Source organism: Halomonas sp. MMSF_3323 (genome assembly GCF_030733595.1).
Classification (GTDB): domain Bacteria; phylum Pseudomonadota; class Gammaproteobacteria; order Pseudomonadales; family Halomonadaceae; genus Halomonas; species Halomonas litopenaei.
The window spans coordinates 25,102-36,151 of sequence record NZ_JASHIT010000048.1; the positions used below are offsets into that span (position 1 = coordinate 25,102).

The following is an 11,050-nucleotide window of genomic DNA, read 5'->3' on the forward strand; positions in this document are numbered from 1 at the left end:
CCGGCGGGGCAGGGAAGGCCTTTGAAACGTGGAGTGAATCTTGGCGGTACGTCGTGAGAGGAGAGGGTTGGCAGGCTCGGTTTAGCCTCGCGTGTTGGTGGGCGTGTGTAAACGGGTGAAGCGGTCCCGTGATACCGTCAAGTGCTTGTCCAGCTCCCGCTCGGCCAGGAAGGTGTTGCGCTTCAGGGCGTTGGCAATATCGTAGTGCCCGGCGTTGGATAGATCGAAGGTGCGGGTCATGTTGTTGCGAGCGAGGCGGATCTTGTCTGCCACCAGGCGATAGGAGTCGATGAGATATTGATTGCCGGAAGATTCGATCAAGGTCATGTGATATTGGTAATCGAACGCTTCATAGCTCAGCCAGTCTTCTTTCGAGATGGCCTCATCCATCTGATGGCACAGGGTCAACAGACTGTCTGAGAGGGATAGCACATCTCGAGACATGTGCAGGGCGCCAATCTCCATCATCTTTCGGTACGCCATGAGCTGTTCAAGCTCGGTCAGCGTGGGGTTCCAGATCCTGTTGCCGCTCTTGGGTGAAATGGTGATCAGCCCTTCATGCTGCAGGCGTTTCAACGCCTCGCCTACCGGGCTGCGTCCAATCCCGAGGCCCTCGGTCAATTCCTTGATCGAGATCTTCTGGTCCAGGGCATAGGTGCCTTTCAGGACGCGATCCTTGATGATGGTATATGCCTGCTGCGACATCGACTCGGCACCGTCGGCCATCCTTCTTCTCCTGTTCTTGCTCTTCAGACCGTATCCGTTCCGCCGTGACAACGGGCGAGGTGCCAATGACACCAAGCCCGTGTGTTTTACTGTCGATCGTGGACTTAGTCCAGTTCGGGCGATACTGCGCCGGTATTGACTGGTGCATCGATGCCAGTGGTGGTCGGTGTTAGATACTTCTTGCCATCGATATCTCGCACCGCCGTTTCGTTGAACAGATCCCGATTCAGCATCAGCATGAAGCTACGTCCAACGATGGCGATGACGAAGCACAGCGGGAACCCCGTCAGGATCGATATCGTCTGTAGTGGCGTCAAGCTTTCCGGATTGAGGAAGTAGAGCGCTGTGGAGACCAGCCCGACCAGCACCAGCCAGAAAGACGCGTTATAGCGTGACGCCTCCTGCTCGGGAAGCAGGGTCTTTTGCGTCGCCGAGGCTAGTGAATAGCCGACCGCACATTGACCGCTGACATAGGACAGCAGGGCTACCAGACCGAACACCACGATGAACAGTCCTGCGGCAGGCAGTTGCTCGAGCATGGCCTTCACCACCTCGCCGCGACCCGCCTCGTTCATCACCGCGATGAGGTCCAGTTGGCCGCTGGTCTGGAGGTGGATGCCGAATGCCGGAAAGACCATGTAGAACACCATGCAGCCCAGCGACCCGGCCACCAGGCCGGCGAAGACGATTCCCCGAATGGTCCTGCCACGCGATATCTTGGCGATGAAAAGTCCGTAAGGCAGGGCGTAGACGACCCACCAGGAGAAGTAGAAGATCGTCCAGGCTTGGGGAAAGCCGGTATTGCGAATAACGTCTGTGGCGAAGCTCATGTAGACGAAGTTCTGGAGCATCAGGCCCAGCCCGTCTACCGATTGGTTGAGCGTGAAAGACAGCGGGCCACACGCCAGGACGCCCACCAGCAAGGCAATATCCAGGCGGACGTTGAAATTGGACAGACGAGCGACGCCTTTCTGCAGGCCGAGGATCAGCGCCATCATGGGAATGGCGGTCCACAGAAATATCACGAAGACGTCGAGTACCGGGTTGCCTGCCTGCATGCCAAATGCGTAGGCGAAGGTACTCGAAATAAGCGGCGTGCCAAGGGCGATCGACGTCATGACGCCGCCGATGATGCCGAACATATACAGAAAGTTGATGGCGTGACCGACCAGGCCATCGGCCCAGCGCCCTAGCACCGGGCGAGTCAGTTCACTGAGTTTCAGGTTGCGTTGCTTGCGGACATACATGGCATAGCCGATCGGTACCGCGCAGGCGATATACCAGGCCCATGCCGAGGGGCCCCAGTGAAACATGCCGAACGCGCTGGCCCAGCGTGCCGCCTCTGCACTCCCGGGCTCGGCGCCGAAGGGAGGCGACTGCATGATCCAGATCCATTCGGCGGCGCTGAGGTACAGCAGGCTACCGCCGGTGCCCGAGGTGAAGATCATGCCCAGCCAGGTGAGGGTCGAGAATTCTGGACGAGTGTCGCGGTCTCCCAGAACCACCTTGCCGTAACGCGACATCGCCAGATACAGGCAGAAGCTGATCGCGCCGATGGTGGCCAGCAGGAAGAACCAGCCAAGTTCGTTGGTGGTGAAGGCGTGAATCTGATGGAGGAGGCTCCCGCTCTGCTCGGGCCAGAGGGAAAAGACCAGAGCCAGTAGCAGGGTGAGGAGGAGTGCAGGCATGAACACCGCTGGATCGATGCCGGCGATTTCCTTTCTTATTTTCTGATAGCGCATGGGCGAAGCCTTTGCAGGTGAAAACAAAAACCCTGTCGAAGCAGGGGGCAGGCGTGTTGTGGCTATCTAAAATGCTAGTTTAGGGGTTGTCTTTCAACTGCTGTGCGAGGGTGATGTCGTGTTAGAGTGAGGGATGTGACTGATCGATCCATAAAATTCGTATAAAAAACAAATATATAAATGTTTTGTTTGTTTTGGTTAAAGCTTTCTCGCTACGACAAAAGTCTATGCTTTTGTGATGACTATGGCTATTCCATGTCTTCACAACACCAAATCTAGAATGTTAGATTATGGCCAGTCATCACCTTTCCTGGCTGGAGCAGCCCGCATGGTTTCAGAGGTCGACATCATCATCATTGGAGCAGGCTCCGCCGGCTGTGTACTGGCGGAAAGGCTGTCACAGGATTGCGATCGACAGGTGCTGGTGATCGAGGCAGGAGCACGCGGCAAGACGCCGACAATCTCGGTGCCGGCAGGGTTCGTCCATCACTTCAACAGTCCCCGCTACAACTACTGCTATCGCTCCGAACCTGAGCCCGAGCTGGGGCAGCAGCGGGTTTACCAGCCCCGGGGGAAGGGGGTTGGTGGCTCCGGTGCGATCAACGCCATGATCTACGTGCGTGGTGATCGGCGAGACTTCGATGACTGGGCTGCGGTCAGCTCTCCACGTTGGTCCTATGACGCTGTCCTGCCCTATTTTCGGCGCCTGGAGCGACACCATAGCGAGGACACACGGTATCACGGTCGTGATGGAAGCATTGGGGTCCTTTCCACCCGGGATAGCGCCCCCGAGCTTTGCCATGCCTTCTTCGCTGCCTGTGACGCGTCTGGACTGCCGAATAATCATGACTTCAACGGCGAGCGCCTGGATGGCTATGGCTTCTACGACATGAATGTTCGGGCCGGCCTGCGTTCATCGAGCGCTCGGGAATACCTGACCCCGGCGCTGAAGCGCTCGAATCTGTCGCTGATGACGCAGACCCAGGCGAGGCGACTGGTGTTCGAGGGGCGACGTGCCGTCGGTGTCGAGGTCGCGTGCGGTGGCGAACGACGCATGATCAAGGCCCGCCAGGAGGTAATCCTGTGTGCCGGAGCGGTGGATTCCCCGAAGTTGTTGCAGCTTTCTGGCGTTGGTGACGCCAAGGCGTTGGCGCGACTGGGCATCGACAGTGTCATCGACAACCCCAGAGTTGGGCAGAATCTGCAGGATCACTTGTGCGGCAGTCTGTTCTTCGAGAGTCGCGAGCCGACACTCAACGTGACGCTTGGCCGGCTGACGGGCAAGTTGCGGGCTGGCTGGGACTACGTGAGTCGCCGCCAAGGTCCGTTGGCCTTTGGCGTCAAGCACGCTGGCGCCTTTGTCCCCCTCGAGCGGACGAGGGTGTCGGGTCACGGGGAGCACTCGGTGCAAGAGAGTGGCGACGGTCACGCCAAGGCGCAGGTGTTCTTCAATCCCATCTCCTACGCCCTGCCGGAGGAGGCCGGGGGGCGCCTGGTGTTGCATCGGCACGCCGAGGTGTCGCTTTTCTACAATGTCTGCCGACCCTACAGTCGCGGCTCCGTGACGCTCAAGAGCGCTGACCCCGACGATGCGCCGGCAATTCACAATCGTTACCTGTCCGATGCTCGTGACAAGGCAGAACTGCTCGCGGCCTTTCGTCAGGTACGCAGTCTGGCCAGCGCGGGGCCGCTCAAGGACATCCTGGTCGATCACCGCGGTTACGCCGATATGCACAGTGACGAGGCCATTCTCGACGACTTCCGGGCGTCGTGCGGGTCGATCTACCACCTCTGCGGAAGCTGCGCCATGGGTACCCGGCTCGAGAATTCGGTCGTCGACCCGTCACTCAAGGTTCACGGAGCCGAGGGCCTGAGGGTCGTCGACGCGTCCATCTTTCCCAACATTACCTCCGGCAATACCCAAGCCCCCACCTTGATGGTGGCCGAGGTGGCCGCCGACATCATTCGCCAGTCCTGGAACACTTAGATGAAAATCAAGAAGGTCGAATCTTTCTACAGCGAGGACGTTGGTATCGTCCGCGTCACCATGGCCGACGGCAGCCAGGGCGTGGGCCAGGTGTCCACCTACAACGCCGACATCAGTGTCGAGATCATGCATCGTCAGGTGGTTCCCTGGTTCGAGGGGCGCGACATCAACGGGATTGATGATATCGCTGACAGCGTGGCCCTGGTGCTGGAACGCCAGCACAAGTTTCTGGGCTCCTATCTCTATCGCGCGCTGTGCGGTGTCGAGACGGCGCTGTGGGACTGGCTCGGCAAGGCTCATGACAAGACGGTCTGCGAGCTACTCGGTGGTACGGTTCGACCGCTCAGGGTCTATGCCTCCAGCATGAAGCGCGACATTACCCCCGAGCAGGAAGCTGAACGCTTTCTACGCTTGCGTGATCGCCACGGCTATGACGCTTTCAAGTTTCGTGTGGGCGCCGAGTGCGGTCGTAACCAGGATGAATGGCCGGGGCGCACGGAGGCGATCATCCCAACCATTCGTCGAGCCATGGGGCCTGACGTCGACCTGCTGGCCGACGCCAACAGCTGCTTTCGACCGGAGCGCGCCATCGAGGTAGGGCGTCTTCTGCAGGACAATGGCATCCAGCATTTCGAAGAACCCTGCCCCTATTGGGAAATGGAGTGGACTCGCCAGGTCACGGCCGCGCTGTCGCTGGACGTGACAGGGGGCGAGCAGGATCACTATCTGCCGGCCTGGCAGAAGATGATCGATGACCGCGTGGTCGACGTGCTGCAGCCAGACATCTGCTATATGGGCGGCATCACACGCACCCTTCAGGTGGTGGAAATGGCCCGCAAGGCTGGGCGTGTCGTGACCCCTCACACCGCGAATCTCAGCTTGGTGACCATCTTCACCCTGCACCTTCAAGGGGCCATCGACAATGCTGGCCCTTATCTCGAGTTTTCCATCGAGGAAGACGACTACTATCCCTGGCAGTACGGCATCTATGACAACTTCCCGGTGGCCAAGGATGGCAAGGTTGCCATCCCCGACGAGCCAGGCTGGGGCATCCGCGTGCGCCAGGACTGGCTGGAATCCGCCCACTACCGAGCGAGCGAATTGACATGACAGCACTCAAGACTCTTTGCGAGAAAGCCGGCGTGATCGATCCGACGCCGCACCTTACGCCGCAGCACTTCATTGACGGGCGGTGGCATACGTCTACCTCGGGCGAGACTATCGAGGTTACCGATCCCGGCAGCGAAAGCACGATTGCACACATCGCCAGGGGCACCCCGGAAGACGTCGAGGCTGCGGTAACCGGCAGCCAGCGTGCCTTCGAACACTGGCGCCGCCTTGCGCCTGCCGCGCGGGCCGAGCACCTCTTTCGTCTCGCCGACACGGTGCGGCGTACTAGCGAACTGCTCTCGGTCATCGAGTGTCTGGATTCGGGCAAACCCTACGCCGAGGCCGAAGCCGATATTCAAGGGGCGGCATCACAGCTCGCCTACTATGCAGGGCTAGCCGACAAGATCGAGGGAAGCACCACCCCCCTGGGCGACGGGTTTGTCTCGATCAATCGCCGCGAGCCGGTGGGGGTGACCGCCCACGTCGCTCCGTGGAACTTTCCGCTGTTGACCGCCGTACGCGGGATCGCCCCGGCACTGGCGGCCGGCTGTACCGCGGTCGTCAAACCGTCCGAGCTGACGTCGCTGTCCACGCTGGTCATGGCGTCCTTGTTCAGCGAAGCCGGCCTGCCCGACGGTGTGGTCAATGTCGTGACCGGCTATGGTCACGATATTGGCGATGCCCTGACGTCCCATCGTCTGGTTCAGCACGTGACCTTTACCGGTTCGGTTGCGACCGGGAAGCAGGTAATGAAATCGGCTGCCGACAATGTTTCCAGCGTGCTGCTGGAGCTTGGCGGCAAGTCCCCTGCCGTGGTGCTGGCCGACGCCGATATCGACAAGGTCGCCGAGGACATGGTCTGGGCGATCTACTACAACGCAGGCCAGGTATGCACCGCCGGTTCGCGCCTGGTGATCCATGAGTCCCAGCACGAAGCCTTCATGCAGGCCTTTCTGCCACGCGTGGCGGAGCTGACATTGGGACATGGCCTCAAGGGACGAGACATCGGCGCTATCAACTCCGCCGGCCACTTGGCCAAGATTGCCTCCTTCGTCGACGACGCCAAGGCGCGCGGCTTGACCATCCGCTGTGGCGGAAATGTTACCCGTGACCCTGAGAGCGGCAAGGGGCTCTTCTTTGAGCCCACCGTGATTGATCGACTGGAGCGTGATGATCGACTGGTGCAGGAAGAGATCTTTGGTCCGGTCCTGGCGGTGCAGGTGGTCGCCAGCGATGAGGAAGCCCTCTCGATTGCCAATGGCACCGACTACGGCCTTGCCGCCTGTGTCTACAGCCGCGATGTCGCCAGGGCGCTTAGACTTGCCGCCGAGATCGATGCAGGTCAGGTCACCATCAACCAGTACTTTGCCGGCGGAATATACGCACCGGTCGGTGGCACCAAGCACTCAGGGTTTGGCCGAGAAAAGGGCCTTTTGGCACTCGACAATTACCTGAGGAACAAGAACGTGACGGTCAAGCTCTAGGGCTTGTCTGAAAAGTGCCTGCGCTCGGTAATACGGCGTTAAAAATCGGATCAAAATGCTCATTTACACCCCGTAAACTGTGCTTTCTCACCGATTTTTGCCTTGTCTAACCTTCGCTCGTCGACTTTTCGGACAGCGCCTAGCGTCCCTGGACGGCTGAATGATACCGCGCCACCCGTGTGGTGGTGCGGTATCGAGCGCTGTTCACCCGTATTCCCCATGCAAAACGCTCGGCCGGGTGGTACTTGGCCGAGCGCCCCTCTTGTCTGGCATCTGCCTGCCGATTCCCTCACCATATCCCCTTCAGATCACCGCTCCCTTCGCGGCGCGCTCGCCAACCGCCTGCCTTGCACTGGATGGCTGGTGCTATCTGCCGTTGTCTGTCACCCCAGGGGCGTCCCTGTAAACTACCCGGCCCATCACATCTTCTGCCTATGAACCCCAACCCCGCTTCCATGAAGTCGCTGATCGCCTTCGAGACCACGGCCCGGCTCGGCTCCATGACCGCCGCCGCGGAGGCCGAGCGAACCACCCAGCCGACCATCTCCCAGCGAATCCGGGGGCTGGAGGAATACCTGGGGTTGGTACTGTTCGACCGGCACGGCGGCCGGCTGAGCCTGACCGTCGAGGGCGAGCGCTTCTACCGCGAGATGGCGCCGAGTCTCACCACCCTCAGAGACACCTGTGATCGCTTCGTGCGCCACGGCCAGGGGCCAGCGCCAACGGTCGTCATCGCAGCCGACGCGGGTTTTACCCACCTGTGGCTGTTGCCTCGGCTACCGGCTCTCAAGCGGGCCTTTCCCGACTTCAGCTTTCACCTGATGCCGATCGACCGCTCGGACGATCCGCAGCTGCTGGCCGCCGACATCGCGATTCGTTTCGGGCCTTATCTGCCCCAGGAAGAGGGGCAGTTGGTGGCCCGGGAGGCGGTCTTCCCGGTGTGCAGCCCAGACTACGCGCAGGCACATGGGCTATCCGGCCCCCTGTCAGCACAGGACCTGTCACGGCTCTCGCTGTTGCACCAGGACATCAGGAATCCGCGTTGGCTCGACTGGGCCCAGTGGTGCCGCCATGCGGGGCTCACTCCACCCCCGGCGGAGGATATCTTCGCCTACCACAACTACGCGCTGTTGCTGAACGCGGCGCTGGCGCATCAGGGCGTGGCGCTGGGCTGGTCGAACCTGGTCGAGGAGTATCTGGTCACCGGCCAGCTCACTGCCCTGGGACCGCAGGTTACGCGGGAAGACTATGGCTACTGGCTGAGCGTCAAGCACCAGCGCAGCGCGGTCACGGAGCCGGTCAGGGACTGGCTGCTGGACGCGGTGCATCGTGGTGAGGGTGCCACCTCGGGAGACCCGGGGCGGTTGCGCTGAGGGGGCGCCAGATCGGGGCAGATAAGACGCACTGAGGTAACGCAGGGCGTGCGTTGGGCGTGGATGCGTTCGCCATGGTGATGGCAAAGGTGCAGAGAGGAAGAGAGGATAGAGAGGGGCGGGGCCCAGGACCCCGTGCCCGATGTGGGCACGGGGCGGCCTGTCAGCGCCGGCGCGGGCGCAGTCGGAACCCTTGGCGATAGGGATCGCCGGGTTCGCGGAACAGCGAGAGTAGCACGCCGAGGGTCATGACCAGGATGACCACGCTGACCGGCAGGGCGGCAGCGATCAGGGCGGTCTGCAGGGCGGAAAGCCCACCGACCACCAGCAGCACGGCGGCCACCAGGCCGATCACCACACCCCAGAAGACGCGGAACAGCTTGGGCGGATTATCATCGCCCAGCGACAGGATGGTGGTCAGCACCAGGGTGCCGGAGTCGGATGAGGTGATGAACCAGCTCATCAGCAGGAACACCATCATGGCCGACAGCACCCAGCCGAAGACGCCAGAGCCGACGATCCCGTCCGCGGTGGCGAACAGCGCAGACGGCAGATCCCAGGCGCGCACCATCTCCATGATGCCGGCAGTGCCGGCGCCACCGGCGGCGTTCAGCTCCTGGTGGATGGCGTTGCCGCCGAAGATGACCAGCCAGACAAAGGCCAGCAGTGTCGGTACCAGCAGCACACCGAGGACGAATTCGCGCAGGGTGCGGCCCTTGGAGATGCGAGCGATGAACAGCCCGACGAAGGGAGCCCAGGCGAGCCACCAGCCCCAGTAGAAGATGGTCCAGGCCTGCTGCCATTCGCTGGTACCGGATTGCTCGGCGTACCACAGGCCCATGGGAATGACCTCGGTGGCGTAGTCCGCCAGCGTCTCGCCGAAGGTCTGGATCAGCCACAGGGTCGGCCCGCCGAACAGGAAGATGCCGATCACGACCGCGGATACCCAGATGTTGAGCACCGAGATGATGCGGATGCCCTTCTGCACGCCGCTGACCACCGAGATGATCGACAGCGTCGAGATCACCGCGATCAGCACCAGTTGGGTCGGCAGGCCATCGTCGATGCCGAACAGCTTTTCCAGTCCCACGCCCATCTGGCTGACGCCGAGTCCCAGCGAGGTGGCCACACCAAACACGCAGCCCAGCACGCCGAAGATGTCGAACAGATGCCCGGCGGGCCCGAAGATGCGATCGCCGATAAAGGGGTAAAGCGCCGATCTTAACGCCAGCGGCAGGCCCTTGCGGTAGGCGAAGTAGGCCAGCGACATGCCGACGATGACGTAGATCGCCCAGCCGTGCAGCCCCCTAATGGAAGACCGTCACCCGCAGCGCGTCGATGGCGCGCTCATGCCCGATGGCGGTGGCCCCGGCCATATCGGCGTGGGGGTTGTTGGGGTAGCCGAAGGAGTCGGTGTTATCGAGATAGAAGATTGGCTCGGCGACACCGAAGAACAGGATGCCGATACCGATGCCGGCGGAGAACAGCATCGAGAACCAGGCGAAGTTGCTGAACTCCGGTCGGCTGTCGTCGGTGCCCAGGCGGATGCTGCCGTAGCGACTGCAGACGATAAAGGCGCAGACCACCAGCAGGGCGACCACGGTCACCAGGTAGTAGCCGCTGAAGGTGCCCTCGATCCAGGCGCGTGCGGTGCCGAAGACCACGGCGGCGGTGTCGGAACTGAGACCGGTGAACAGTACGAAGAGCAGGATCAGTGCCCCTGACGTGATCGTCATGCCGCGGTGCATGCCCTGGAAGGGGCCGCGTTGTTCGAGTTCGGTCACCTTGTAGTCGGTGCCCATTACCGCGTGGGGATTGTCGTCGGGGGGAGACCCCGGGGAAGATGATTCTGGAGTAGCGATAGTCTGTGTCCTCTTGAGCCGGACCTCGGGCCGGCGATCCCGCTGCCGCTACCGTGAGCGGCCTTGTCGGCGCCGCGTCAGACCTGTGGCTCATGGCTCCAGCGGATGCTCCTCGCCGATCACCTCCGGATCGAAGGGCTGGCGAGCGAAGATGTGCCGCAGCATGGGCTCGAAGTGTTCCAGTGGTGGCGTCGGATAGTCCGGATCGAACGCCGCCTGATCGTAGCGTTCACAGAAGTCCACGCAACTCTGGTACCAGGGATGGTCCCGGTAGCGATCGCGTTCGTGCGGATCCTCTCCGAAGTGGTGCGCATAGTACACTTTTTGAAACAGTCCGTGGTGATGGATCACCCAGGTCACTTCGGCGCGCACATAGGGCCGGATGATGGCGGCGGCCAGCTGGGAGTGGTTGTAGGGCGCCAGGTCGTCACCGAGATCGTGCAGCAGCGCGGCCACGATCATGTCCTCGTCGGCACCGTCGGCTTCGGCCCGTGCCGCCGACTGCAGCGAGTGTTCCAGGCGCGTCACCTGGTAGCCGCTCAGGCTGTTCTCGAGTCGGCGCAGCGCGTCCAGCAGGCGGTCGACCAACCCCTGGTTGAAGTTATCTTCGAGTTGCTCGAGAAAGACGTATTCCTCTCGAGTCCCGTCCTTCATCTGGCGAAACGTGACCTTTTCCATTCAGGCGACCTGGCGGTCTCAATGAGCAAGTGCAACACCTGATCGATCAGGTACGCTATCGCTATGACTCATTGCTACCACCACCTTA

9 protein-coding genes are annotated in these 11,050 nt (G+C 61.4%); 4 read left to right on the forward strand and 5 right to left on the reverse strand.

Annotated features, from left to right (window positions below):
* Window positions 1-81: 81 nt before the first annotated feature.
* Window positions 82-726: a GntR family transcriptional regulator gene (locus RBB39_RS19975; protein WP_213228402.1), complete on the reverse strand. Its 645-nt coding sequence runs from the start codon at window positions 724-726 to the stop codon at window positions 82-84.
* Window positions 727-830: 104 nt separating this feature from the next.
* Window positions 831-2,468, reverse strand: coding sequence for a BCCT family transporter (locus tag RBB39_RS19980; protein WP_306169323.1), 1,638 nt, complete (start codon window positions 2,466-2,468; stop codon window positions 831-833).
* Between the two features lie 328 nt (window positions 2,469-2,796).
* Here RBB39_RS19980 and RBB39_RS19985 point away from each other — a divergent pair, with 328 nt between their 5' ends.
* The 4 genes from RBB39_RS19985 (at window position 2,797) to RBB39_RS20000 (ending at window position 8,422) form a co-directional block, all read left to right on the forward strand.
* Window positions 2,797-4,455, forward strand: a complete 1,659-nt coding sequence (locus RBB39_RS19985) for a GMC family oxidoreductase (RefSeq protein ID WP_306169324.1) — start codon at window positions 2,797-2,799, stop codon at window positions 4,453-4,455.
* On the forward strand, window positions 4,456-5,565 hold the full coding sequence (locus RBB39_RS19990; RefSeq protein ID WP_286984839.1) for a mandelate racemase/muconate lactonizing enzyme family protein: 1,110 nt from the start codon (window positions 4,456-4,458) through the stop codon (window positions 5,563-5,565).
* Entirely contained in the window at window positions 5,562-7,049 is a 1,488-nt protein-coding gene (locus RBB39_RS19995) for an aldehyde dehydrogenase (RefSeq protein WP_287165746.1), read from the forward strand. The genes RBB39_RS19990 and RBB39_RS19995 overlap by 4 nt, the downstream gene beginning before the upstream one ends.
* Before the next feature lie 434 nt (window positions 7,050-7,483).
* On the forward strand, window positions 7,484-8,422 hold the full coding sequence (locus RBB39_RS20000) for a LysR substrate-binding domain-containing protein (RefSeq protein ID WP_306169325.1): 939 nt from the start codon (window positions 7,484-7,486) through the stop codon (window positions 8,420-8,422).
* A 163-nt stretch (window positions 8,423-8,585) separates the two neighbouring features.
* Here RBB39_RS20000 and RBB39_RS20005 read toward each other — a convergent pair whose 3' ends face one another.
* From RBB39_RS20005 to RBB39_RS20015, 3 genes are all read right to left on the reverse strand, one after another.
* Window positions 8,586-9,692 (reverse strand): BCCT family transporter, encoded by a 1,107-nt coding sequence (locus RBB39_RS20005; RefSeq protein WP_306169326.1) that lies wholly within the window; start codon window positions 9,690-9,692, stop codon window positions 8,586-8,588.
* Between the two features lie 37 nt (window positions 9,693-9,729).
* The gene (locus tag RBB39_RS20010) at window positions 9,730-10,224 is read right to left on the reverse strand and encodes a BCCT family transporter (RefSeq protein WP_306169327.1); all 495 of its coding nucleotides are present in this window, start codon (window positions 10,222-10,224) and stop codon (window positions 9,730-9,732) included.
* Between the two features lie 150 nt (window positions 10,225-10,374).
* On the reverse strand, window positions 10,375-10,962 hold the full coding sequence (locus tag RBB39_RS20015) for an HD domain-containing protein (protein ID WP_306169328.1): 588 nt from the start codon (window positions 10,960-10,962) through the stop codon (window positions 10,375-10,377).
* Window positions 10,963-11,050 lie beyond the last annotated feature (88 nt).

Excerpts from the sequence above, each read along its gene's own strand:
- RBB39_RS20010 (WP_306169327.1), bottom strand. The coding sequence starts at position 10,224 with ATGGGCACCGACTACAAGGTGACCGAACTCGAACAACGCGGCCCCTTC.
- RBB39_RS19995 (WP_287165746.1), top strand. The coding sequence starts at position 5,562 with ATGACAGCACTCAAGACTCTTTGCGAGAAAGCCGGCGTGATCGATCCG.
- RBB39_RS19990 (WP_286984839.1), top strand. The coding sequence starts at position 4,456 with ATGAAAATCAAGAAGGTCGAATCTTTCTACAGCGAGGACGTTGGTATC.
- RBB39_RS19975 (WP_213228402.1), bottom strand. The coding sequence starts at position 726 with ATGGCCGACGGTGCCGAGTCGATGTCGCAGCAGGCATATACCATCATC.
- RBB39_RS19980 (WP_306169323.1), bottom strand. The coding sequence starts at position 2,468 with ATGCGCTATCAGAAAATAAGAAAGGAAATCGCCGGCATCGATCCAGCG.
- RBB39_RS20015 (WP_306169328.1), bottom strand. The coding sequence starts at position 10,962 with ATGGAAAAGGTCACGTTTCGCCAGATGAAGGACGGGACTCGAGAGGAA.
- RBB39_RS20000 (WP_306169325.1), top strand. The coding sequence starts at position 7,484 with ATGAACCCCAACCCCGCTTCCATGAAGTCGCTGATCGCCTTCGAGACC.
- RBB39_RS19985 (WP_306169324.1), top strand. The coding sequence starts at position 2,797 with ATGGTTTCAGAGGTCGACATCATCATCATTGGAGCAGGCTCCGCCGGC.
- RBB39_RS20005 (WP_306169326.1), bottom strand. The coding sequence starts at position 9,692 with ATGTCGCTGGCCTACTTCGCCTACCGCAAGGGCCTGCCGCTGGCGTTA.